Below are 22,968 nucleotides of genomic sequence, written 5' to 3'. Positions count from 1 at the left end.
CCGGCCGCCGGTCACCGGGTCCCGGTGATGGCGGCGCGCAGGTCGGGGTTGTCGGTGCCCCGCACCCGCCCGGCGCGCTCCAGCAGCGCGACCGCCGCCGCGCGGTCGCCCCGGGCCGCGCACCACGCGGCCTGGTCCTCCGGCACGGAGGCCGGCGCCGGGCCGTCGTGGCTGCGCCGGGCCGGCTCGACGGCCAACCGGTGGTGCTCCCCCGCCAGGTCCGGCTCACCGACCTCGGCCGGCGTCTTGGCGTAGTTGCTGTGCACCACGGCTCGGAACTGCGTGGTGGCCGCGGCGGGGTCGAGCGCCAGGGCCCCGCGGTGCTGCTCCAGCGCGGTCGCGGTGTCCCCGTTCAGCCTCGCCAGCTCGGCCAGGCCGTTGCGCACGCGGGCCAGGGCCGGCGGGTCGTCCTCGCGCGCGGCGGCGCGCTCCGCCCGCTCCAGGTCGAGCCGGGCGCGGTCGAGGTCGCCCGTGCGGGCCCACAGCGCCGCCGACTGCACGAGCACGAGCACCGGGACGGCGGGCGCGTGGCGCATCGCCTCCGACAGCGAGCGCTGCGCCTCGGCGGTGGCGCCGCGACCCGCCTGGAGGGCCGACAGGAACATCAGCGGGTAGGCCAGTGCGAGGTGGTCGCCGGGGTCCCGGAAGCCCCGGGCCGCGGCGGTGTAGTGCCGTTCGGCGCGCGCCGCGCCGCCGTCGCCGATCTCGGCGGCGGCGTAGCCCCGCAGCAGCTCCGCGACCGCGCGCCGCCACGGGTCGTCCGCGCCGGCGAGCCGGTCGGCGATCCCGGTCAGGCGGGCGCGGTGGGTGTGGTCGCCGAGCACGGCCACGGCCAGGGCCGCCGGCTCGTCACGGGTCGCGAGGCGGTCCAGCAGCTCCGCGGTCGGGTCGAGCAGGCCCCGGGCCAGGTCGGAGTCGATGCCCGCGGCCCAGCTCCGGGCCTCCGCGAGCCGGGTGCGCACCAGCCAGTACCACAGCCGGGCCGCGAACAGCCGCGGCGACATCGCCAGGTCGAGGTTCGCCCCCTCGGTGGTCAGGCGGTCCAGCCACACCGACTGCTCGGGCCCGCGCAGCCGCGGTTCGGCTCGTTCGGCCAGCCCGGTGTAGTGGGCCGCGTGCCGGGCGCGGACCTCCGCCAGGTCGTCGACCGGCTGGGCGGCCGCGTACTCCCGGACCGTCTCCAGCAGGCGGTAGCGCTCGTCGACCGCCACCACCAGCGACTTGTCCACCAGGGACGCCAACCGGTCCAGCGAGCCGCCGGCGACCTGCTCGACGGCGTCCGCGATCGAGCAGGCCGAGCCGGTCGCCCAGGCGGCGCGCGAGCTGCGCCGGGGTGAGCGAGCGCAGGCGGGCGGCGGCCAGCTCGATGGCCAGCGGGATGCCGTCGAGCGCCCGGCAGACCCGCGCGGTGGAGTCGTCGGGCGCGAACCCCGGCCGGACGGCCCGCGCCCGGTCGGTGAACAGGGCGACGGCCTGCGCCTCGGGCAGCGGGTCGAGCGGGCGCAGCACCTCCCCGGTGACGCCGAGCGGTTCCCGGCTCGTGGCGAGCACGCGCAGCCGGGGACAGCGGGCCAGCAGGTCGGCCGCGAAGTCCGCGACCGCGTCCACCAGGTGCTCGCAGTTGTCCAGCAGCAGCAGGCCGTCGCGGTCGGCCAGGACGTCGGCGGGCTCGTCGGTGGTGCCGAGCGCGGTGCGCACCGCGGACCCGATGCCGTCCCCGGCGGTCACGGTCGAGAGGTCGACCGGCCACACCCCGTCCGCCACACCCCGTCCGGGGCGGTGGCGAGCAGGCGTTCGGCCACCTCGACGGCCAGCCGCGTCTTGCCCGCGCCGCCGGTGCCGGTGAGGGTGACCAACCGGGCGCCCGCGAGGGCCCGGACCACCTCGTCGAGTTCCCGCTCGCGGCCGACGAAGCTGGTCAGCCGGGCGGGCAGCGGCGAGCGGCGAACCGGTGCGCGCAGGGCTTGCCGGTGGGCTTCGCGCAGTTCGGGACCGGTATCCGCGCCCAGCTCCTCGGCCAGCACCGCGCGGGCGCGTTCGTGGGCCGCGAGCGCCTCGGCCTGGCGGCCACGGGCGCACAGCGCGCGCACCAGCCGGGCGTGCAGCCCCTCGCGCAGGGGTGCGGCCGCCACCAGCTCCTCGATCTCGGCGACGAGGTCCGGCGTGCCGCCCACCGCCAGGTCCAGGTCGATCCGGGCCTCCACCGCGCCCAGCCGCAGCTCGACCAGGCGGGCGACCGGCGCCCGCGCGAACCCGGCGTCGGCGACGTCCGCCAGCGGGGTGCCCCGCCAGAGGGCCAGTGCCTCGCGCGGTCGCCCCTCGACCACGGCTCGGGCGAACACCTCGGTGTCGACCTCCTCGGGCGGGAGGTCCAGCCGGTAGCCGGTGGGGTAGGAGGTGATCGTGTGGTGGCCGATGGCGCGGCGCAGCCGGGAGACGAGCGAGTGGAGGGCCGCCGAGGGGTCGGCGGGCGCGGTGTCGGGCCACAGGTCGGTGATCAGCCGGTCGGTGGTGACGACCCGGCCGGTGTCGACGGCCAGGCGGATCAGCAGTGCGCGCAGCATGGCTCCGCCGAGGTGGACGGGCGTGCCGTCCGGGCCGGAGACCTCCAGGCGGCCGAGCACCCTGATCCGCACGCCGCCATTCTGGCAGCCGCTCGGTCGGGAGCCGGGGCCGGCGTGAGCTGGGGGTGAAGGGAACTGGGCGGCGGTGGCGCGGGCAGCAGGTGATCCCACCCGCCGCCCGCGCCACCGCAGATCAGACCCCCGCGGGCGCGGTGACGCTGGCCGACAGGCCGGCCAGCACCTCACCGAGCCGGGCGGTGACCTCGGCGTCGTCGGCCGGGTGCGTTTCGGCGAAGCGGGTGACCGAGCCGGGCACGGACAGGGTCAGGTCGTCGAGCACGGCGGCCCCCGCGATCCTCGCCGCCTTGCGCGCCTCGTCCTGCGCCCACACCCCGCCGTACTGGCCGAACGCCGTGCCGATCACGGCCAACGGCTTGCCCTTCAACGCCCCCACGCCATAGGGCCGCGACAACCAGTCGACAGCGTTCTTGAGCACCGCCGGGATAGTGCCGTTGTACTCCGGGGAGAACAGCAGCACGGCGTCGGCGCGCAGGGTCGCCTCGCGCAGCGCGGTCGCGGCAGCGGGCACTGCACCCTCGACGTCGAGGTCCTCGTTGTAGAAGGGCAGGTCGGCCAGCCCCTCGTACACCTCGATCCCGACGCCCTCCGGGGCGAGCCGGACGGCGGTCTCGGCGAGCTGGCGGTTGTGCGAGCCGGCTCGGAGACTGCCGACGAGCGCGAGGATGTGGACGGTCATCTCTGGAACCCCCGTGTGGGTGCGGTCGAACACTGCTCCCCATCTAAACGGGCCGTGTTCCGTTTCTCTTCCGGCTAGGCTGCCGAGGTGACCGACGCCACTCCGCCACCGGCCGCCGGAGAGCGGTTCGGGATCCACGACCCGCTGCCCGTGCTGCACCCGGGACCGCGCCTGCGGGCCGACGCGGTGCGCAACCGGGCCCGGCTGCTGGAGGCCGCCGCCCGGCTGGCCGCGGAGCACGGGGCGGCGAACCTGACCATGGAGGCCGTCGCCGGCGCGGCCTCGGTCGGCAAGGGCACGGTGTCGCGGCGCTTCGGCGACCGCACCGGCCTGCTGCTCGCCCTGCTCGACCACCACGAGCAGCGGTTGCAGGAGTCCTTCCTCACCGGCCCGCCGCCGCTGGGCCCCGGCGCCGACCCCGTGGCGCGCCTGCTGGCCTTCGGCCCCGCCGCCATGCGCCACGAACGCGCCCACCTGGACATGTACCTGGCCGCCGACCCCGCCCCGGCGCGCCGCTTCACCGTGCCCGCGTACCGGGTGCGCCTGACCCACGTCACCGTGTTGCTGCGGCAGGCGGGCGCGCCCGTCGACGTGGACCTGACCGCCTACGCGCTGCTGGCGTCCCTGGACACCGCGCTGGTCGACCACCTGATCACCCGGCGGGGCTTGTCCCTGGAACGCCTGGAGGCCGGGTGGCGCGACCAGGTCGGCCGGGCGACCGCGACCTGACCGCGCGCCCTCAGCGCAGGCCGATGGCGGGCAGCCAGCCGCGCGGAGCCCCGGCCGCGGTGCGCAGTGCGGCCAGCACCCCGGCGGCCCCGGTGAGCAGCGACATGTCGGTGCGCGCGAGCTCGGCCACCTCCTCGCCGCGTCGGCCCAGGTGGTCCGCCAGTCGGTGCCGCAGCCCGGCGGCCTCCGGCAGGTCCGCGTGGGTGGCGAACGCGTCCGCGACCGCCAGCACCCCGGCGGCGCCGTGGCAGACGGCCACCCGGTCGGTCACCGCCTCGCCGTAGAGGTGGAAGTCCTCGTCGTAGTGGTCGCACAGCGACCGCATCGCCGTCGTGGCGGGCGTGGTGAACCCCGGCTCGCCCAGCGCGTCCCCCGCCTCCCACAGCGCCCAGGCCGCACCGGGGCAGCCGTAGCACCACGCCTGTCGCCGCACGGCCCGCGCCGGCGGCGGCGCGCCCCCGGCGGTCGGCCAGCTCACGATGCCCAGCGGGTCGCGGCGCGCCTGGGCCGGCAGCCACCGCGCCAGCCCGCGCAGCGGTTCGGCCACGTCGGACCCGGCTCGCAGCGCGGCGGCGAGCGCCACGACGACACCGGGCACGCCGTGCGCCAGCCCCGCGTTGATCCGGCCCTGCACCCACCCGAGCAGCTCGTGCCCGTCGTACGCGGTGCACCGCAGTCCCCCGGCCCCCTCCTCGCACAGCGCGGCCAGGCGCGCGGCGATGACGTCGGTCCCGCCGGGCCGGGCGGCCGGGACGCAGTGGGCCAGCAGCACCCCGGCCGGTCCGCCGACCAGGTCGTAATCGCCGTAGGCGAGCCCGTCCGGCGTGCCGGGCGGGGACCGGTGCAGCGCGGCGGAGACGGCCTCCGCCGCCCGCTCCAGGGGCGGGTGGACCGCGGCGAGCAGGCGCAGCCCCGCCAGCTGCCCGGCGAGCCCGCCGAACAGGCCGGGGTGCGCGGTCGTCGTCCGGCGCAGACCGCCCAGCCACGCCCGTGCCGCGAGCGCGGCGACCGGGTCGCCGGGCGGCAGGGTCGAGGCCAGCACCACGGGCCCCGGGTCCGGGGTCGGCGCCCCGTGCTCGGCCCACTCGCGCAGGGCGTGGCGCGCGAGCCCGTCCACCAGGGGGTGCTCCCCCACCGCGTTGACCACCGTCCTCCTCCCGCGGGTGGGCGGGTCCGCCCGGACCCGCCCACACCGGCTCTCACCCGTGCCCGGCTCCGCGCGCGATCAGAACGCCCCGTCCCCGTCACCGTCGTCGCAGAACGCGATGAGCGAGCACGCGAGGACGCTGCACTGGTCCTGGCTGAACGCCATCGGCTCCGTCGGGGTCACCAGCCGCACCTCGCTGATGCGCTCCTCCAGGTCCGCGATGAGGGTGTCCAGCTCCGCCGGCTCCAAGATCGCCTGGTCCATGTGTTTCTCCCTTTCGAACTGCTCCGTACTGCTTCGGCAAGTGGTCCCGCCGGTCACCGGCGGTGTGGTGGGGCAAGGGGAAGACACGCCGCCACCGCGTGGGGCGTCGGCCTCCCCCGCGGGTCGGCGGGGTCCGCGAGGACCCGATCACCCGGTGCTCGAACGCGGTGAGCCCGGCCCGTGGTCAGAACATCCCGTCGTCGTCACCGTCGTCGCAGAACGCGAGGACCGAGCACAGGAGGTTGCTGCACTGGTCCTGGCTGAACGCCATCGGCTCCGTCGGGGTCACCAGCCGCACCTCGCTGATGCGCTCCTCCAGGTCCGCGATGAGGGTGTCGAGTTCGGCCGGCTCCAAGATCGCCTGGTCCATGTCGTTGTGTCCCTTCACACTGCGTCGGCCACTAGTGCCGCTCCCGCCCGGCCGGGCGGGGAGCTGGGGTCACCGGTCACCGGCAGGCGCAGCAGCAGCTGGCACGCCAGGCGGTCACCGGCGGTGTGGGTGGTGTCGTCGACGGGGAAGTCCGCCGGGGTGGGCAGCATCTCGGTGAGGACCAGCTCCTCGCCGCCGGCGAGGACCCGGTCCAGCACGCGCGACGCGGGCAGCCCGGCCAGGTCCACCGGCACCCGCCGACCTCCCGGCGGGCCGGCGAGGGCGAACCGGGGCAGCGAGCGGGCCCGGGTGAGCCGGCCCAGCGCGCGGAACCTCGCCCCCTGGTCCGCGTCCGGGGCCCACAGCTCGTCCCGGCGCACGCGCCACTGCGCGCGGCAGACGACCAGCGAACCGGCGGTGAGGCGCGGCAGGTGGCGGCGTCCCGGGAACGCCGCGAGCGCGTCCGCCCGGTGCCCGGTGGCGCGGTGCGCCCCGGGCGGCCCGGCGACCAGCAGCAGGGCCAGGGCGACGTCCCACGGCGGGAACGGCATGCGGGTGGCGTGGTGGACCGGCCACAGGCGTTCACCACCCGCCTCGGCGATCACGGTCCGCCCCTCGCGGCGCAGCGTGATCGCGTCCAGCGGGACGTGCCGACCGGGGTGCTCCTCCCCGAAGTACGGGCGGTGGTCCGGGTCCCCGGTCCACAGGTCGGTGCAGGCGGGGCGGCGCACGGCGTTGGCCGAGCGCGCGTTGTGCGGCGGCACCAGCACCTCCACCAACCGGCCGCCGCGGGCCCGCTCGAACTCCCGCAGGAACTCCCGGTAGGCGGTCACCGGTCCCGGTTCGACGTCGTGGACCAGCCGCAGGCCCCGCGCGAACCGCGCGTCCAGGGTCCCGGCGGGCACCGCGGTGTCCAGCACGGCCACCGGGGCGCCGGGCTCGGGCGGCAGGGGCCGCAGCAGGCAGTCCACGGGCCAGTCCGGGAGGGACCGGGGCGCGTCCACCGCGTCGAGCAGGTCGTGGGTCAGCTCCACCGCGCCGCCCGGCTCGTCGGGGTGGTCGGCCAGCCACCGCAGCAGCGCCGAGTACCCGGAGCCCGGGTCGTGCGCGACCGGCCACGCGCCGCCGTCCGCGGGCACCGGCCGGTGGTCGGGGCGGTCGGCCAGGAACCGGCGCACCAGCTCCGGCACGGGCGTCGGCCGCTCGTCCACCAGGTCGCGCAGCGGGGACGAGGAGGCCGGGGCGTCGGCCTTCACCAGCGCGTCCAGCCGCCGCAGCACCCCCGTGGCCACGCGGACCCCGGCCTCGTCGGGGACCGGCGCCGCGCCGGTGACCCGCCGGTGCACGTCCAGGAAGTCGTCGCCCGTGCGGGGGCGCGCCCGCGCCGGGCCCCACGTCGAGGCGCGATCGGTGACGTCCCGGGAGCGACGGAGCACGCCCAGCCGGACGAGGTGGTCGAGGAACGAGGCGAGCGCGGCGCGGCCGGCCGGCTCGCCGGCACGCGGGCCGAGCAGGGCGGTCACCACCTCGTCGCGCGGTCCGGGCCCGGCGGCCAGCGCCCGGCGCACGGCGCTCAGCGCGGCGGTGTCCCTGACCCGCACCTCGCACAGCAGCCCGGGGTCCCGCTCGTGCGGGACCCACGTGACGAAGTCCCCGCCCTCGGACCAGTGCAGGCCGGGCAGCGCCAGGCCGTCCCCGCACGACCGCGCGGTGTGGACGTTGGGCACCTCGTGCACGGCGAACGGACCCGCGGTCAGCGGCCCGGTCCCCCCGGGAGCCGGGGCCACGTGCCCGAACCAGTTGCGCGGCGTGGTCTCGACCGCGCCGCGCGCGATCAGCCGCCACAGGTGGTCGGCCCGCTGCCGCAGCCGCTTGCCCTCCCACGACTCACCGGCCGCCACCCGGCGCTCCACGTCCGCCAGCAGGTCCGCGGCGTCGTGGACGAGAGCGGCGGTCCCGACCGGCGAGGACCGCAGCAGCCGCCAGGGCAGCCCCGCCAGCCGGCGCCGCTCGGCCGCCAGGTCGTCGAGCAGCCGCGCGTCGGCCTCCCGCCGCGCGCGGGCGTGGACGGCCAGGCGGTCCAGCCCGATCGCCGACGGCGGGTCGACCCGGGCCGCGGCGCGGCGGGTGAGTGCGAGGACGGCCTCGTCGGGCAGCTCACGGCCACCGTGCGCGGCCCGCCGCACCCGCAGCACGGCCTGCCGCTCGGCGGCGGTCACCTCCGGCCGGGGCACGACCCGGTCGCCCAGCCGGGCGGCGAGCGCCCGGCCGTGCTCGCGCTCGGCCTCGGCCGCGGCGTCGGCGTCGGCGAGCGCGGAGAACAGCTCCGGGCACCCGCCGGCCAGCCACAGCCGCACGGGCAGCCCGGCCAGCCGGAGCAGCACCGCCGGGTCACCCACGGTCCGCCTCCCCCGCGGGCGTGCCCTGGGGCAGCCGCGCCCCTCCGTCGCCGGAACCCGTTTCCCCCTCCGGCGTGCCCAGGGCCTCGGCCAGCAGGACCTGGCGCTCGGCGGGCAGCGCGCCCCGGTTCCAGTGGAAGACGACGTGGAACGCTGCCGCGTGCCGGGGGCCGGCACCGGTGTCGTGGCCGTCGAAGACCTCCGCCCGCCACCGCGCGCCGATGTCCAGGGCCCGTTCCCGGTGCTCCGCGACGACGTGCCGCGCCCACTCCGGCAGCGACGCCGTGAGCCGGTCCTGGTCCTGCCACAGCGCGCGCAGGCCGCGCACCGCGGCGTCGAGCCCGGTCTGCCCGCGCGCGCCCTCCGGCAGCCGCCGCCCGGCCTCCGAGCGGACCCGGTCCCACACGTCCCGGTCCTCCCACCCGACCACCGACAGGCCGTCGAGCACGGCCCGCACCATCGCCAGCGAGACCACCCACGTGGGCACCCCGCCGCGGCGGCGCACCTCCAGCCAGGCCAGCGAGTCCGCGGTGAACAGCTCGTGGGCGTGCCGCACGGACACCCGGCCGCCGAACAGCCCGGCCTCCGCCTCGTACACCGCGGGCACGACGGTCGTCGTCACGCCACCGGCGGCCAGGCCGTCGGCCCAGCGCAGCACCCGCTCGCGCAGCGCCTCGCGGCCGCCGGGCGGTGCCTGGAACCGGACCCGCAGACCGGGGCTCTTGTGCATGAAGAAGAACCCGGTCGCCGCGCCGCCGGCCAGCAGGCGGCGCGTGAAGTCGAGCAGTTCGCCCTCCAGCGGGGCGCGGTCCCGGGTGGCGGGCGACAGTCCCACCTGGACCCACCGGCGCTCGTCGGCGGGCGTCGCCAGGGCGCCGAGCCCGGCGGCGAGGAACGCCCGCTGCGCCTCGGCCAGCTCGGGATCGGCCCGCGCCCCGTCGTCGGGGCCGTTCCCGGCGACCAGCCGCAGGCACCCGGCCAGCAGGTCCTCCAGGGGCACCCACCGCTCCCCCACCGGCACCGCGCCGCCGCGCGGAGGAGCGACCCGTGGCGCGGCACGGGACAGGAGGCCAGGCGTCATCTCACACCCCTACGTAGGTTGTGCCCCGGGAATACGGTTTTGGCGCGGCCTTAAACGCGGCGAGCTGCCGCTCTCACCGCATCGGGTGGCGCTGTGACCCGGCCGTGAACGCGAGGATCACTCGGCCGGTGAATTGACCCGTTGCCACTCGCGGAGAGTCAGGCGGGGTTGGACGAACCGGGCGGCACGCAGGCAGATGGCACGCAGGCAGGTGACACGCGACCGGACTCGGCACGCCGAACGGCTCGGACCGGCGACCGCCGGGCGCGGTTGTGCGGCTACGCGGTGGGAGCGGTGCCGGCGGCAAGGGCGGTGCGAGCGGTGAATGCGGTGCGAGCGGTGAAGGCGGTGCGAGCGGTAAGAGCGGTGCCGGCGGTGAAGCCGGTGCGGGCAGTGCCGGTGGTCAGAGCGGTGCCGGCGGTCAGAGCCGCCAGTCCGCGCCGCTCGCGATCTCCTCGCCACCACCGAGGTGGAACAGGGTGGCGCGGGCGGCGATGAGGGCCGCCCTGGTGGCGTCCACGTCGCCCGTCACCGCGTGGGTGAAGGCGTTGCCCAGGTAGCCCTGGGCGATCTTGAGCGCGCCGCGGCGGTCGCGCGCGGCCACGCCCGCCAGGTCGCCCTGGACCGGGGCGACGGCGAGGGTGAAGTCGGTGAGCATCAGCTCCAGGGCGTCGGCCCGCGCGGTCGGTGGCAGCGCGGCGATCGCGGCCTCCACGGCCGCGGCCAGCACGGGCAGCGGGTCCCGCTCCGGGTGCCGGCGGGAGACCGTGGCGGATCCGGCGCGCGTCTGTTCCGGGACGGGAACGGACTGCTGGTGGAGGCTCACGGGGACCAGCTTAGAGACCCGCTCGGGCCCTTGCTCACCGTGCATCTGCACGTGCACCCGCACGGGCTAATGCAATCCGCACCAATGCGGCTCCAAAACCCCTCCTGACCTCGGTGTCCGCACCCGGGGCACCGCTCCGAACCCCACGCGGACGTGTCGCGGCGCCGCCGGACCGCGCCACCCCGACCACGTCGGCGGCCCCCGCGCCCGGCTGCTCCGCTCACCGGTCGGGGTGATCGAACCTGGCATAGATTGAGTTCATGAGTGGCGACGCCTCGCTTTCCGCGGCCGAGAAGACGCTGAGCGTCCTGGAGGCGCTCGCCGAGCACTCGCGCATCGCCGACATCGCCGACGCGTCCGGACTGCCGAAGCCGACCGTGCACCGCATCCTGCAAACCCTGGTCCAGCGCGGTTTCGCGCGCGCCGACGGCCGCGGCGGCTACGTGGGCGGCCCGCGGATCCTCAGCCTCGCCGGTCGCTTCCTCCAGCGCCTGGACGTCGCCGAGCACGTCCGCCCGACGCTGCGCGACCTCCACGAGCGCACCGGGTGGACGGTCCACTTCGCCCTGCTGTCCGGCGACGAAGCCGTCTACGTGGCCAAGTTGGAGGGGGCGCGGCCCTACCACCTGGCCTCCCGCGTCGGCATGAGCCTGCGGTTGCACTGCACGTCCATCGGCAAGGCGGTGCTGGCCGCGCTGCCCGACCACGAGGTGCGGGCCCTGGTCCGCCGCACGGGGCTGCCCGCCCGCACCGGGCGCACCATCACCGACGAGGACGCCCTGCTGACCGAGCTCGCGGCGGTGCGGGAGCGCGGTTACGCCGAGGACCACGAGGAGAACGAGGACGGGGTGCGGGCGATCGGCGCGGCCGTGTTCAACCACACCGGCGAGGTGGTCGGCGCGGTGTCGGCGGCCTCGCTGGTGGACTTCGCCGAGGCGCCCCGCGACCTGCCCGCCCTGGTGGTGGGCGCGGCCGGCGAGGTGTCCCGGGCGCTGGGCGCCGATTGACGCCGGACCAGACCGTGTGACCCGCTCCACTCCACCGCCTGCCGCGAGATCGGCGCGGCGCCGGCCGGGTTCTCGCCGCCGGTGGCCGCGGCCGCGGTGACCGGGGAGCGGCGCGGGTCCGGCACACCCTATTGCGGCGTCCCACCCCGCCGGACGATCATGACCTCTGTGCAGAGGCCCCGGGAGATCATCGACCGCGGAGACCTCACCCTGCGGCGGTGGCGGGCGGACCGCGACTTCGAGCCGCTGTCGCGGGTGATCGGGGAATCGCTCGACCACCTCCGGCCGTGGATGCCGTGGGTCGCCCACCACAGCGCGGCCACCACCCGGGCGTTCCTCGCCGGCTGCGACCCCAAGTGGCGCGCCGGTGAGGCGTACAACTACGCGATCGTCGCCGACGGGGAGCTGGTCGGCAGTTGCTCGATGTACCGGTCGGGCGATACCCGGGGCATGTTCATGGGGTACTGGCTGCACCCCGCCGCCACCGGTCGCGGCCTCGCGACCCGGGCCGCGGAGGCGATGGCGGCCGAGGCGTTCACCCTGCCCGGGGTGGACTACCTGGAGATCGTGCACGACCTGGCGAACACCGCCAGCGGCGCCGTGCCGCGGCGGCTGGGGTTCACCGAGGTCGGGCGCGAACGCGCGATCCCGCCCGGCGCACCGTCGGACAGCGGTGTCGACGTGGTCTGGCGGCTGACCCGCGACGCCGGGTCCTGAACACGTCCACCGGCACGGGACCGGGGTGGTCGCCCCGATCCCGTGCCGGTGGTCGCGAAGCAGGTCAGCGGCGGAACGGGCCGCGCCGGGTCACTGGTAGTAGCAGCTCTCCTGGATGACCCTGCTGCGTTCGAGCTGGCCCACCGTCCCGTCGTAACGGGCGAGGTAGTGCAGCGGCCCCCGGTAGTCGAGGATGCGGACCAGCGAGTTCTGGGGCACCCAGATCCCCGAGCTCGGGCTCGTGTAGAGGATGGCGGAGCTGTTGGTGCGGCACAGCTGGTTCGGGCTGGCCGCCTCCGCGCCGCTCGCCACCGACAGGACGAGGGCCGAGGCGAGGGCGGCCGATGCCGCGCCGCGCAGAAGGGTACGCACGTGGTTCCCCGTTTCGGGTCAGGTTCAGCGCGATCTCGCACTGCGGGTGTTCGAGGTGCTGCCCCACCCTGCTGCGCCGCGGTCGACCTGTCCACCCGGGCACTGCGGTACGCCGCAGGCACGTCGCGCCGGCAGTCGGACCCGCGGTGGTCGCGGGCGGGGTGGCCGTCCTGCGGAGGTGCTAACGGCACGGACCTCCTGGCGTCGGGCAGCGGCTCGTACACCATCACCTGGAACACCGGTGACACCAGCACGATCGGCTACCACCGCTCCGCCAACTACGTCCTGGGCACGCTGGTCATCGTGGAGAGCGGGACGGTGACGGCGGGCCGGTTCGCGGGCGACTCCGTCACCCACGTCGTCGAGCTGCTCAACCTCGACCTGTTGTCCTGCCTCGCGGAACCCGGCCTCACCTCGGCCTCGGGCCTCGGCACCTACGTCTTCGCCTGAGCGCGCGAACGGACGGGGGTGCGGACGGGCGGGTCCGCACCCCCGCCGATCACCGCCCGTCCGGCGGGCCGTCGACGACCGCGCCGACGAGCGGGACGCCGGGGGCGCCCGGCGCGGGGTTCGCCAGGTCGAAGCGGACCCGCTCGACCGGCTCGGCTTCCGCGTCGACCACCGTCCGCACGAACTGCTCCTTGGTCACCTCACCGGGCAGGAAGATGGTGACCAGCTGCAACCCGGTGGTCGACAACGGGCGCGAGGGCAGCGGGTCCTCCCGGGAGACGCGCTGGCGGAACCACGTCTCGTCGACGTCGGTGGTGGACAGCTCGGTCCCGTCGGGGGCGACCGGCAGGCCCCGGACCGTGACGTTCGAGTCGGCCGGGGAGGAGATCGTCAAGCGCCAGACCAGGGTGCCGCCCTCGGGGACCTCGTCGGTGACCGGGGTGGCGGTGAGGGTCGGCGGCGGGTCGTCGTTGGGTGTGGTCAGCCTGTCCGTGTAGTGGCCGACGACCGCGCCCCGCACGGTCTTGACCAGCACCGTGCGCCTCGTGTCGAAGCTCCAGCGGGTGTTGCCGGTGACCTGCACGGGCACCTCGACCCGGTGCTGCCCCGGCTCGATCACCACCAGCCGCCCGGTGTAGGTGGTGGCGCCCTGGTCCTGGACGAACACCCGCACGGAGCCCGCGCCGTCGCCGGTGACCGAGACCGGGAACCCGACGGTCCGCGTGCCGGAGTCGCCCTCCTCGACGGTCAGCGGCCCCACGTCGACGCGCGGCAGCGCCACCGGGCGGGGGTCCGGCAGGCCGGGGGCCCAGCCGTGGGCGTCGATGAGCCACGCCTGCCCGGCGCCGCCGTGCGGGACGAGCTCCAGCTCGGCGACGCGGCGCAGGTCGACCCCGCGCGTCGGCAGCGGCACGCGGACCTCCTGCGCCCAGCGGGCGGACAGCCGCTCGGTGGCGGGCAGCCCGTCCAGCGTCACCGAGCCCAGCTGGGCTCGGCGGCCGGCGCTGTCGGTGACGGCCACGTCGAAGCGGTTGCCGGTGGTGTTCGGCGGCACGGCCAGCCTCAGCGCCAGGTGCCGCGACCCCGCCAGGGACACCGGCGCGCCGGGCCGCACGGTCGCGGCCTGCCCGTCGGCGGTCCACCCCAGCGCCACGGCGAACCGGCCGGGTTCGGGCACCACGCGGTTGAACCGGGTGAAGTGCGGTGACGGGCGGGTGGCGGCCGGGTCGACGCACGCCGCGGCCGGATCGGTCGAGACCTGGGCGCACACCCGCGCCGACCCGCCCGCGGCGGTCACCTCGTCGGGCACGACGAACGGGGAGCGCGCGCCGCCCACGGCGTGGGCGAGCACGCGCGCCGGGTCGGCCGAGGGCGCGCGGGCGCCCGACCCGTCGAGCAGCGGCAGCACCCGCCGGTCGCCCGCGACGAACAGCCGCGCCGCCGCGGCGATGTAGGTCGCGCCCGCCGTCTGCTGCTGCTCGGCCGTGAGCCGGGTGGCGGTGCCCGGCGAGCACACCGCGTCGGCGGGCGGGGTGCGGAAGTCGTCGGAGGCCGGGGCCTCGGCCTGGCCGGGCGTCCACTCGGTGTTGAAGTAGTTGTGGTTGGCGCCGACGAAGTACAGCGCGCTGTGCAGCGCGGTCCCCCGGCTCACGCCGCGGGTCGCGTCCACGAACAGCTGGCCCTGGAGGTCGGACACGTCGCCGTCGCAGCCGGGCAGGATCGTCACCGACGGCACGTCCGGCGCGGGGTTGTGCCCGAAGATCGTCGGGCCGATGAGCAGGGTGCCCCGGATGCCCCAGCGCACCGGGCCGTCGCCCGGTGCCGGGGAGAGGCTGTCGAGCGCGGCCCGGTTGACGCCCTCGCCGCCGCGGGAGTGCCCGACCAGGAGCACCTCGCCCAGGTCGGCGACCGGCGCGGCGCGGACGACCTCGGGCGCGGCGCCCCGACCGGCGCCCGCCCAGTCCGCCCACCTCGCCAGGTGGGCGCGGACCAGCGCCGACCGCGCGCCCGCGCCCGACTCGACGTCCAGCGTGTCGTGGGCGTTGACCGCGTTGGCCGACACGGACACGGTCACGTAGCCCTGCGAGGCGAGCAGCCGCTGCGCCTGGAGGTAGCCGCGGTGGCTCGGCACCGGCTTGGCGGGCGCCGGGCAGGGCCACTCCAGCAGCATCTCGACCCCGTTGTAGCAGGTGATGTGCCTGCCGTGCAGGAACAGCGCCAGCGGGCGCCTGCCGGGCGCGTCGGTCGGCGCGACGACCACGGCCCTCATCTCCAGCGGCACCGGGTAGCCGGGCACGGTGATCGGGTCGACCTCGTACTCCCCGGTGCGCGTGGCGAACCGGCCCGGCCTGCCGGGATCGGTGTCCCCGGCGGGCAGCGGCGCGGGTGGCGCCGCGGTCGCCGCGGTCGGCGGGGGCGGGGGCTCCTCGACGTCCAGCCGCCGGTCCGACGCCCGCACCTGGAGCTCGTCGTCGTCGACCACCCCGGCCGCGTCCAGGGTGTAGGTGCGCAGGTCGGTGGACGGGCGCGGCACCCCCAGCAGGCGGTCGCCGTCCCAGAACTCGATCGCGGCGCCGCCCGGCGGGATCGGAGCGGGCGCCGTCCACGTCAGCCGGGTGTCGGTGATCGTCCACCCCTGCGGCGACGGGTCCGGCGCCGGTCGGGGTTGGGCCGTCGCCGTGACCGGAGTGGTGAGAGCCGCCACCACCACGGCGGGCAGCAGAAGAGTCGTCCAACGCATGTGCGATCCCCCTGAATCGACCGACTTCCGATCAGTTCTAGCGGGGCCGGACAGCGCGTCACAAGCGTTGGCGAAACTGTTGCGGCAATTCGCCGAAATACTTCCCGAAAGTACCTGTCACCGGCTGCTCGGCGTGGTCCGGACGGGGCGGCGGCGCTGGTCCCCCTGGCGCAGGGCCGTCGGCCGCGACACCATCGGTCGGGTTTTCGCGATTCTCGACACTGAGGGCGACGGGGGTCGGCAGGGGTGATTTCACCTCCATGGGCGCCGGGGTGGCGGGGGAATTCGGTTTCGCCGCCGATTCACCGCGGGCCCGGAGCCTGATCGCGAAGTACGAGGAGATCCGGGACCAACTCCGCGGCGCGGACCTCGACGGCGGCGGCTACATCGACCTGGACGCCTTCGCGGCCATCCACCGGGGAACCGGGGTCGCGGGGCGGCACGGGTGGTGCCGCGTCCGCTCAGGGGCGGTCGTCGAACAGCTGGACCCAGCGGCCGTCGAACCCGCCGTTGGCCGCGAGGTGCCACCCGGCGGGCAGCCAGGTGCCCGACTCGCGGTGGTCCGCGGTGTCGACGGTGCCGGTGTGGACGAAGAAGTCGTGCTGCCGCCAGTACGCGCCGTGCGAGGCGGGGTCGCCGCTGACCGCGCCCCTGCTGCGGCCGGAGCTGTCCAGGCCGATCCCCTCGTACCCGCCGAAGTCGTCGGAGCTCGCGCTGTCGTCGGCGTTCGCCTCGGCCGAGTACGCGCCGTAGAGCCAGCTCTTGGACGGGATGCCCTCGCGGCCGTCGGTGAGGTCGCCCGCGCCGAGGTCGAGCGAGGCGGTGCGGAAGCGCTGGAGGCCGGCGTCCACCTCCGCCTGCCCCGTCTCCGAGGTCACCGGGGTCTCCAGCAGCACGTCGCTGGTCTTGGTGTCCCGCCAGTGGAGCTGCCAGTCCCGCCAGTGCGTCGGCAGGACGTCGGCCAGGTCCTGGAGCTCGTAGGTGACGCGCTTGACCGACCGCCAGGCCGTGGAGTCGCCGTTGTCGAGCCGGCTGGCCAGGGTCGGGGCGGAGGCGGAGGTCACGGCCCGCGCACCCCACGTGGAGACCGCGGTGGACGACGCCTCCGGGACGAACACGTAGTGGACGTTCTTCTCGCTGTCGTTGTTGATGTCGACCTCGGCCTTGCCGGTCCCGTTCAGGCCCGCCGCGACGGTGCTCCACGGCGTGGTGGCGAACCGCAGCTCGTGACCGCGCGTGGTGGTCGGCAGGGCCCCGCTGCCGTCGGCCTGCCACAGCATCAGGTGCTTGCCCGTGGGCGTGGTCATGAACCGCACCGCGCTGTCGGTGGAGCGGCGCATGATGTGCTCGTGGTGGGTGGTCACCGTGGCGTAGGCGACGCCCTCACCGGTGCCGGGGTTGCCGGTGACGCCGCGCAGCACGATCTCGACGCGCTCCCAGTCGTGGATCTGACCGAAGTCCTTGTCCGCCGCGTTGTAGACGTGGTAGAGCAGGACGAGGTTCTTCGTCCCGTTCTCGGCGTACTCCAGCAGTGCGCTGTAGAGCGTCGGCCGGATGCGCCAGTGGGTGTTCGCGCCCTGCGCGTACTGGTTGGCGTTGCGCCAGTTCACCCGGTTGTCGGAGAACCGCCCGTTGCGGTCGAAGTCGTAGTTGGACAGCCAGTCCGTGCCCTCCTGGCCGTTGTTCTCGTCGCCGCGCTTGAAGATCAGCGGCGCGTAGTGGTTCAGGTACGCCTGCCGCTGCGCGGTGGTCAGGGTCCACGAGGCGGCCCCGGCGCTCCCGGCGCCGGACCAGGTCACCGCGGTGGTGGCCACCAGGGCGGCGAGCAGAAGGCGAATGGTTCTCACGTCACAAGCCCTTCGTCGACGGGCGGGTCCGGTGGTGCGCGCAGTGGGCCAGGGTGCCACCGCGCGGACCCGCGCCACCCGTGGTTCACCGTCCCGGACCAGCGCTGTCAGCGCAGGGGAGCAACCGGACCTGCGGGTCCCCGAAACCGGTCCTCACCCGCCGTCACCTCGTGCCCGCCCCGTCGTCGGCGGGGCCGGCCAGGGCGGGACCGGACCAGGGCGATGAGCCCGCCCAGGACCGAGAGGCCCGCGGCGCACAGGCCCAGGGCGCCGGGGTCCGCCGACCCCCTGAGGACCCCGAAGCCGGCGGAACCGACCGCCTGCCCGACGGCCAGGGCGATGAACAGCACCGAGGTGCCCGCTCCGGCGGCGTCGGGCCAGACCTGCCTGCTCCACAGGACCAGCACGCCGGACAACCCGAGGTAGCCGGTGCCGAAGACCGCCATGCAGGCGTACGCCACCCAGGCGGTGCCCGTGCCCACGGCCAGCGACAGCGCGACACCGGACAGCGCCAGCGCGCCGGAGCAGAGGCACCACCCCCCGCGCCTACCCCACCGCTCGACCACCACACCCGTCAGCGTCCCGAGCACGCCCCCCGACCCCAGGGCGATCCACAGCCAACCCACCCGGTCGGCGCCCACGACCCCGGTCCCGGTGACCGACAGCGGGCCGAACGTCCAGATCAGGGCCGATCCCGCGCCGGCGATCACCGCGGCCGTGCCCGGCACGACCAGGAGCCGCCACGGGCGCGCGGCCGGAGCCGTCCCCGCGCGTCGGGGGGCGGTCAGGTCCGGGCGCGAACGCACGGAACCCCGGGTCGCCGCCGCGGCCACCGCGCACAGCAGCGCCATGAGCACCCAGGCCCAGCCGACCGAGGGGGCGAGCGGGGCCAGCACGCCCGCGCCGATCACCCCCGCGGCCGTGCCCGAGTTGACCAGGGACTGCCCCGTCGCGGCGGCGCGGCCGGTGACGACCGCGTCGACGATCGGGACCAGCGCGGGGGAGGCGAACCCGCCCCCCATCCCCCCGACGAACACCGCGAGCACGAACACCACCGGGTCGGTGGCCACCGCCACGCCGAGGCAGCCCGCGGTCGCGGTGGCGCCGGCGAGGAGCACCCCGGCGCGGGGGTGGCGGTCGGCCAACCGGGCGGCCACCGCGGCGGCCAGGGCGTACGAGGTGAACTGCGCGGCCCCGGCCCACCCGAGGACAGCGGTCAGGTCCGGGCGCTGCGCGCCCAACCGCGGCGCGAAGAGGCCGATCCCGAACCTGGCCATCCCGTAGGTGGCGGCGATCAGGGCCATCCCCGCCACCGCCGTGCCCAGGCCGGACCCGGTCCGGCGCTCCTCGGTGGTCGTCGACATCCGGCACCCCGTATCGGTATAACGATCGTTTCGGTATAACGAGCGTTATAGTAGGAGCATGGCCGGTCGCCCGCACACCAGGGAGCGCATCCTCGACGCCGCCGAGGCGCTCTTCTTCCGCAACGGCATCGCGGTCACCGGCGTGGACCAGGTCGCCGCCTCGGCGGGCGTGGCGATCGTGACCCTCTACAAGCACTTCGGCGCGAAGGACAACCTGCTGCGCGAGGTGCTGGCGCGCAGGCTGGAGGCGTGGACCCGGCACTGGGACGCGGCCGTCGACCGGGCCGGCTCACCGGAGGACCGCCTGCTGGCGGTGTTCGAGGCCGTCGAGACCTTCCGCGCCGCCTCGGGTCCGACGCAGTGGTGCTGCTTCCTGGCCACCGCCTCCGAGCGCGCCGCGCCGGCGGACGGGCGGGCCGACCCCGTGTTCGACCTGGTCCGGCAGGACACGCGACTGGTGGCCGAACGACTCTCCCGACTGGCCGAGGACGCCCGGTGCGGCGACCCGGACGGCGTGGCGTCGGTGCTGCTCCTGCTCTACAACGGGGTGCTCGCCAGCCTGCTGCGGGGAAGTCCCGCCGATCCCGTGGGCCGGGCCCGCAGCGCCGCGCGGTCGGTCATCTCCTCCTGACCCCTTCCTCCGCGGAGCAACGCCACACCGGGCGGCACGTCTTGTCTTCCGCGGGCGGGGAGGCCCGCGACGGCAACGGGGAAGATCACGCGCGAAATCGCATGGGCGACCGCGGTGGAGCCGTGATCCCGGTGAGGAACACGCGGGGGGAACCATGACCGGATCCGCCGAACTCCCGAACAGACCGGATCACTGCGGGTGAGGACGCTCTTCGATCTCGCCCGCGAACTGGACGCGCTGCGTGCGCGGGCCGCGAGGGGGACGCGCCCGACCACGTCGGCGCCCGGCTCACCCCGACCGCGCCAACTACCGCCCGACGTCCCCGCCTTCACCGGTCGCACCGGCGCGCTGACCGACCTCGACGTCCTGCTGGACGGGGCGGCCGGTCGGGCGCGAGTGGCCGTGGTGTCGGCCATCGCGGGGGTCGGCAAGACGGCGTTGGCCCTGCGCGTCGCCGCCGAACCGGCGCGCTCCCGCCCCGACCGGCGGTTGGCCGACCTGGTGGAGGAGCTGTCCGCCGAACAGCACCGACCGGACCTGCTCGACGCGGGCGGCGACGCCCTGGTGGCCGCGCTGTAGTGGTGGTGCCACCCCCGCCGCGCGGCTGTCTTCCGGTCGAGCCCGCACACCCGGCTGTCCAGGATCGTCCAGCTCCGTCCCGACGGGCCCGGTGGCCGCGCTGCGGGTTGGTTGTACCAGGGCAGCCCGTACGACATCTGCCCCGGGGGGAATGGATGCGCCAGATCAGAACGCTGCTCAAGACAGCCGACGGGGAACACGGCCGGCGCGGCCGAGGCCGATTCGGGTCCGTGGCACGTCGTCAACCGGCACAGCGGCCTGTGCCTCACCGTGCAGGGGGCGGCACCACCAACAACGCCTACGTCATCCAGTACGCGTGCAACAGCACCGCGCCGTACAACGAGAGCTGGGCGCTGGTGCCGTAACACCTGCCGACGACCTGACCGACCGTCCCGCCGCAGCCCCGCTGTCCGCGGGGCGGTCGGTCGCCTGGGGAGAGGACCCGCGGCCCTCCCCCGGCGTCGTAGTCGCCGAACGGGTGAGGTCCGTACGCCGGACGAGGTGGCGGATCGGGCAGGCGGTCCGGGAGAGGTGCAGTCCGGGTGTCGCCCATGTCGTCGCCACCGCCGTACCCGCGGGGTCCTGGGTCCGCCCCCGGTACCGGGGTCAGGGCCGCCCCCCGGTCGGCAGCTCCTAGGCGGCCGTTCCGGTCCAGGTGACCGGCAGTTCGTGGACGCCGTAGATGTTCATGTCGGTCCTGAGCCTCACCTCGTCGGCGGGGATGGCCAGGCGCAGGCTCGGGAACCGGCGCAGCAGTCCCCCGAAACCGGCGCGCATCTCGATGCGGGCCAGCTGCTGGCCGAGGCACTGGTGGATGCCGTGGCCGAAGGACAGGTGACCGCGCGCCCCGCGGCGGACGTCCAGGGTGTCGGGGTCGTCGAAGCGGCCGGGGTCTCGGTTGGCGGCCAGCAGCGAGAAGACGACGGTCGACCCCTTGCCGATGGTCTCGCCGCCGAGCTCGACGTCCTCCGCCGCGTAGCGGAACAGGACGTCGACGACCGACAGGTAGCGCATGAGCTCCTCGACGGCACCGGGCAGCAGGTCCGGGTCGGCGCGCAGGGCGGCCGCCTGCTCGGGGTGCTCCAGGAGCGCGAAGGTGCCCAGGGACAGCATGTTGGCGGTGGTCTCGTGGCCCGCGAACAGCAGCAGGAAGGCGATGCCGGTCAGCTCCTCGACGGTGAGCTCGTCGTGGCGGGCCAGGTCGGACAGCAGGTCCTCGCCGGGGTCGGCGCGCTTGCCCGTGACCAGCTCGCCCAGGAACGTGGTCATCGCGGTGTAGGCGGCCAGCTTGTCCTCCAGCAGGATGTCCTTCTCCAGGAATTTGGCGGAGTTGACCTGGAAGGTCTCCCGGTCCTCGTAGGGCACGCCGAGCAGTTCGCAGATCACCAGCGAGGGCACCGGCAGCGCGAACTCCTGGACCAGGTCGACCGGCGGGGTGAGGCGCGCCAGCTCGTCCAGCTGCCGCTCCACGACCTCGGTGATGCGCTCTTCGAGCTGCTTCGTGCGCTTGACCGTGAAGGCGCCGGTGAGCATCCGCCGCAGCCGGGTGTGGTCGGGCGGGTCCATGGCGATGAACAGGCCCGGCACCTGCGGGGACGGTTCGGTGAAGGCGGGCATCCCGGGGGTCTCGTACGGCACGTGGAGGACGCCGAGGTCCTGGCGGGAGCTGAACCGGGTGTCGGCCAGGAGCTGCCGGACCGCGTCGTAGCCGGTGACGACCCAGCCCTGGTGGCCGTCGGGGAAGGTCAGGGGGCTGACGGGGCGGGTCTCGCGCAGCCGGGTGGTCTGGCTCGGCGGGTCGAAGGGACCCGCGTCGCGCTCCGAGGAGAGGCCCTGCGGGACGGGAGCCGTTGAGGTCATGGGACTTCCTTTCGCGGTGGTCGGGCGGGGACGGGCCGACGGTGCGGCTACGCCCGGTCCCAGGTGACCGGGAGGCTGTGCGCGCCGTGGATGTTCCTGTTGTGGCGCATCGGCACGTCCTCGGCCGGGACCGCCAGGCGCAGGGTGGGGAACCGGGCGAGCAGCGCCGGGAACGCGATCCGCAGCTCGACCCGGGCCAGCTGCTGGCCGAGGCACTGGTGGATGCCGTGCCCGAAGGTGAGGTGGCCGGTGGCGTCGCGGCGCAGGTCGAGGGTGTCGGGGTCGGCGAACTTCGCCGGGTCGCGGTTGGCCGCCTGGAGCGCCAGGGTGACCGTCTCGCCCGCCTTGATCACGTGACCGCCCAGCTCCACGTCCTCCAGCGCCCCCCGCGCCCCGGTGTGGGTGATGGTCAGGTAGCGCAGCAGTTCCTCCACCGCCCCGGCGACCAGCCGGGGGTCGGCGCGCAGGGCGGCGAGCTGGTCGGGGTGGGTCAGCAGGGCGTAGGCGCCGAGCCCGATCACGTTGGCGGTGGTGTCGAGGCCCGCGCCGAGCAGAAACGTGCCCAGGCCCGCCACCTCCGCGTCGCCCAGGTCGCCGGCGGCGAGTTCGCTGAGCACGTCGTCGGTCGGGTTCGCGCGTTTGGCGGGGACCAACCGGTGCACGTAGTCCTGGAGGGCGCCGTAGGCGGCGTACATGTCCTCCAGGGAGGCGTCCACGGAGGTCAGGGCCTTCACGTGGCGGTTGAAGGTCTCGCGGTCCTCGTAGGGCACGCCGAGCAGTTCGCAGATCATCATCGCCGGGACGGGGTGTGCGTACGCCTCCACGAGGTCCGCGGGCCCGCCCCGCTGCTCCAGGGCGTCCAGGTGCTCGGCGGTGATCTGTTCGAGGCGCTCGGTGAGCACCCGCATCCGGCGGACGGTGAACCTGCCGGTCAGCAGCTTGCGGTAGCGGGTGTGCCCGGGCGGGTCGATCCCGGTGAGGTCGCCGACCGGCGCCGGTGGCATCGTCGCGCCGTCGGGCAGCGGCTGCGGGAGGTGCAGGAGTTCGTAGCGGGAGGTGAACCGGGGGTCGGCCAGGACCGCGCGGGCCTCGGCGTGGCCGGTGGCCAGCCAACCGACGTGCCCGTCCGGGTAGCGCATCCTGGTGAGCGGGCCCTGCTCGCGGATGCGGGCCAGCTCCGGCGGTGGGTCCAGGGGGCGGCCCTCGGGACGGGTGGTGGGTAACGACTCCACCACCGGGATCTGCTGGTGCTGCACGTCTTCTC

The 22,968-nt window shown here is 75.7% G+C and carries 21 protein-coding genes; 6 read left to right on the top strand and 15 right to left on the bottom strand.

Translation table 11 applies throughout. From position 1 onward, the window contains the following. Window positions 1-11: 11 nt before the first annotated feature. The 3 genes from ACFP3R_RS01810 to ACFP3R_RS01800 all read right to left on the bottom strand — a co-directional run bounded on the left by ACFP3R_RS01810 (window position 12) and on the right by ACFP3R_RS01800 (window position 3,321). Window positions 12-1,241, bottom strand: coding sequence for a hypothetical protein (locus ACFP3R_RS01810; protein WP_380632054.1), 1,230 nt, complete (start codon window positions 1,239-1,241; stop codon window positions 12-14). Between the two features lie 483 nt (window positions 1,242-1,724). After that, on the bottom strand, window positions 1,725-2,636 hold the full coding sequence (locus ACFP3R_RS01805; protein ID WP_380632053.1) for an AfsR/SARP family transcriptional regulator: 912 nt from the start codon (window positions 2,634-2,636) through the stop codon (window positions 1,725-1,727). Between the two features lie 121 nt (window positions 2,637-2,757). Beyond that, a complete protein-coding gene (locus ACFP3R_RS01800; RefSeq protein ID WP_380632052.1) occupies window positions 2,758-3,321 on the bottom strand; it encodes an NADPH-dependent FMN reductase in 564 nt (187 codons plus the stop codon). 87 nt (window positions 3,322-3,408) lie between these two features. Here ACFP3R_RS01800 and ACFP3R_RS01795 point away from each other — a divergent pair, with 87 nt between their 5' ends. Then, window positions 3,409-4,050 (top strand): TetR/AcrR family transcriptional regulator, encoded by a 642-nt coding sequence (locus ACFP3R_RS01795; RefSeq protein ID WP_380632051.1) that lies wholly within the window; start codon window positions 3,409-3,411, stop codon window positions 4,048-4,050. A 10-nt stretch (window positions 4,051-4,060) separates the two neighbouring features. Here the strand turns inward: ACFP3R_RS01795 and ACFP3R_RS01790 are convergent, their stop codons facing one another. The 6 genes from ACFP3R_RS01790 to ACFP3R_RS01765 all read right to left on the bottom strand — a co-directional run bounded on the left by ACFP3R_RS01790 (window position 4,061) and on the right by ACFP3R_RS01765 (window position 10,137). Then, window positions 4,061-5,197, bottom strand: coding sequence for a lanthionine synthetase LanC family protein (locus ACFP3R_RS01790; protein WP_380632049.1), 1,137 nt, complete (start codon window positions 5,195-5,197; stop codon window positions 4,061-4,063). 78 nt (window positions 5,198-5,275) lie between these two features. Then, window positions 5,276-5,461 carry a hypothetical protein gene (locus tag ACFP3R_RS01785; RefSeq protein ID WP_380632048.1) on the bottom strand — a complete coding sequence of 62 codons (186 nt, stop codon included), beginning with the start codon at window positions 5,459-5,461 and terminating at the stop codon, window positions 5,276-5,278. A 184-nt stretch (window positions 5,462-5,645) separates the two neighbouring features. Next, entirely contained in the window at window positions 5,646-5,831 is a 186-nt protein-coding gene (locus tag ACFP3R_RS01780; RefSeq protein WP_380632047.1) for a hypothetical protein, read from the bottom strand. 14 nt (window positions 5,832-5,845) lie between these two features. Beyond that, entirely contained in the window at window positions 5,846-8,230 is a 2,385-nt protein-coding gene (locus ACFP3R_RS01775; RefSeq protein ID WP_380632045.1) for a lantibiotic dehydratase, read from the bottom strand. Further along, window positions 8,223-9,230, bottom strand: coding sequence for a thiopeptide-type bacteriocin biosynthesis protein (locus ACFP3R_RS01770; protein ID WP_380632043.1), 1,008 nt, complete (start codon window positions 9,228-9,230; stop codon window positions 8,223-8,225). The genes ACFP3R_RS01775 and ACFP3R_RS01770 overlap by 8 nt, the downstream gene beginning before the upstream one ends. Window positions 9,231-9,732: 502 nt before the next feature. Further along, window positions 9,733-10,137, bottom strand: coding sequence for a hypothetical protein (locus ACFP3R_RS01765; RefSeq protein ID WP_380632042.1), 405 nt, complete (start codon window positions 10,135-10,137; stop codon window positions 9,733-9,735). A gap of 260 nt (window positions 10,138-10,397) precedes the next feature. Here ACFP3R_RS01765 and ACFP3R_RS01760 point away from each other — a divergent pair, with 260 nt between their 5' ends. Beyond that, the gene (locus tag ACFP3R_RS01760; RefSeq protein WP_380632041.1) at window positions 10,398-11,144 is read left to right on the top strand and encodes an IclR family transcriptional regulator; all 747 of its coding nucleotides are present in this window, start codon (window positions 10,398-10,400) and stop codon (window positions 11,142-11,144) included. Between the two features lie 168 nt (window positions 11,145-11,312). Continuing rightward, window positions 11,313-11,861: a GNAT family N-acetyltransferase gene (locus ACFP3R_RS01755; RefSeq protein WP_380632039.1), complete on the top strand. Its 549-nt coding sequence runs from the start codon at window positions 11,313-11,315 to the stop codon at window positions 11,859-11,861. Between the two features lie 90 nt (window positions 11,862-11,951). Here the strand turns inward: ACFP3R_RS01755 and ACFP3R_RS01750 are convergent, their stop codons facing one another. Beyond that, a complete protein-coding gene (locus ACFP3R_RS01750) occupies window positions 11,952-12,233 on the bottom strand; it encodes a hypothetical protein (RefSeq protein WP_380632037.1) in 282 nt (93 codons plus the stop codon). A 303-nt stretch (window positions 12,234-12,536) separates the two neighbouring features. Between ACFP3R_RS01750 and ACFP3R_RS01745 the strand changes: the two genes are divergently transcribed. Beyond that, a complete protein-coding gene (locus ACFP3R_RS01745; protein ID WP_380632036.1) occupies window positions 12,537-12,683 on the top strand; it encodes a hypothetical protein in 147 nt (48 codons plus the stop codon). 49 nt (window positions 12,684-12,732) lie between these two features. Here the strand turns inward: ACFP3R_RS01745 and ACFP3R_RS01740 are convergent, their stop codons facing one another. The 3 genes from ACFP3R_RS01740 to ACFP3R_RS01730 form a co-directional block, all read right to left on the bottom strand. Further along, entirely contained in the window at window positions 12,733-15,423 is a 2,691-nt protein-coding gene (locus ACFP3R_RS01740; protein ID WP_380632035.1) for a hypothetical protein, read from the bottom strand. Window positions 15,424-15,884: 461 nt separating this feature from the next. Continuing rightward, window positions 15,885-17,270 (bottom strand): hypothetical protein, encoded by a 1,386-nt coding sequence (locus tag ACFP3R_RS01735; protein ID WP_380632033.1) that lies wholly within the window; start codon window positions 17,268-17,270, stop codon window positions 15,885-15,887. Window positions 17,271-17,377: 107 nt separating this feature from the next. Then, window positions 17,378-18,634 (bottom strand): MFS transporter, encoded by a 1,257-nt coding sequence (locus ACFP3R_RS01730; RefSeq protein WP_380632032.1) that lies wholly within the window; start codon window positions 18,632-18,634, stop codon window positions 17,378-17,380. 58 nt (window positions 18,635-18,692) lie between these two features. Between ACFP3R_RS01730 and ACFP3R_RS01725 the strand changes: the two genes are divergently transcribed. Together ACFP3R_RS01725 and ACFP3R_RS01720 are read left to right on the top strand one after the other, a co-directional pair. Continuing rightward, on the top strand, window positions 18,693-19,265 hold the full coding sequence (locus ACFP3R_RS01725; protein WP_380632031.1) for a TetR/AcrR family transcriptional regulator: 573 nt from the start codon (window positions 18,693-18,695) through the stop codon (window positions 19,263-19,265). Window positions 19,266-19,463: 198 nt separating this feature from the next. Then, window positions 19,464-19,844 carry a hypothetical protein gene (locus tag ACFP3R_RS01720; protein WP_380632030.1) on the top strand — a complete coding sequence of 127 codons (381 nt, stop codon included), beginning with the start codon at window positions 19,464-19,466 and terminating at the stop codon, window positions 19,842-19,844. Window positions 19,845-20,477: 633 nt separating this feature from the next. Here ACFP3R_RS01720 and ACFP3R_RS01715 read toward each other — a convergent pair. Further along, complete coding sequence (locus ACFP3R_RS01715; protein ID WP_380632029.1) at window positions 20,478-21,704, bottom strand: cytochrome P450; 1,227 nt, start codon at window positions 21,702-21,704, stop codon at window positions 20,478-20,480. A 47-nt stretch (window positions 21,705-21,751) separates the two neighbouring features. After that, window positions 21,752-22,960: a cytochrome P450 gene (locus ACFP3R_RS01710; protein WP_380632027.1), complete on the bottom strand. Its 1,209-nt coding sequence runs from the start codon at window positions 22,958-22,960 to the stop codon at window positions 21,752-21,754. Window positions 22,961-22,968 lie beyond the last annotated feature (8 nt).

The sequence above is a fragment of the Saccharothrix lopnurensis genome (genome assembly GCF_042658445.1).
Taxonomy (GTDB): domain Bacteria; phylum Actinomycetota; class Actinomycetes; order Mycobacteriales; family Pseudonocardiaceae; genus Actinosynnema; species Actinosynnema lopnurensis.
The sequence above is the reverse complement of the archived record's forward strand: the minus strand, read 5'-3'. Positions and strand labels throughout refer to the sequence as shown.

Coding starts and splice junctions, on each gene's coding strand:
- ACFP3R_RS01800 (WP_380632052.1), bottom strand. CDS start 3,321: ATGACCGTCCACATCCTCGCGCTCGTCGGCAGTCTCCGAGCCGGCTCG.
- ACFP3R_RS01785 (WP_380632048.1), bottom strand. CDS start 5,461: ATGGACCAGGCGATCTTGGAGCCGGCGGAGCTGGACACCCTCATCGCG.
- ACFP3R_RS01780 (WP_380632047.1), bottom strand. CDS start 5,831: ATGGACCAGGCGATCTTGGAGCCGGCCGAACTCGACACCCTCATCGCG.
- ACFP3R_RS01760 (WP_380632041.1), top strand. CDS start 10,398: ATGAGTGGCGACGCCTCGCTTTCCGCGGCCGAGAAGACGCTGAGCGTC.
- ACFP3R_RS01740 (WP_380632035.1), bottom strand. CDS start 15,423: ATGCGTTGGACGACTCTTCTGCTGCCCGCCGTGGTGGTGGCGGCTCTC.
- ACFP3R_RS01730 (WP_380632032.1), bottom strand. CDS start 18,634: ATGTCGACGACCACCGAGGAGCGCCGGACCGGGTCCGGCCTGGGCACG.
- ACFP3R_RS01725 (WP_380632031.1), top strand. CDS start 18,693: ATGGCCGGTCGCCCGCACACCAGGGAGCGCATCCTCGACGCCGCCGAG.
- ACFP3R_RS01715 (WP_380632029.1), bottom strand. CDS start 21,704: ATGACCTCAACGGCTCCCGTCCCGCAGGGCCTCTCCTCGGAGCGCGAC.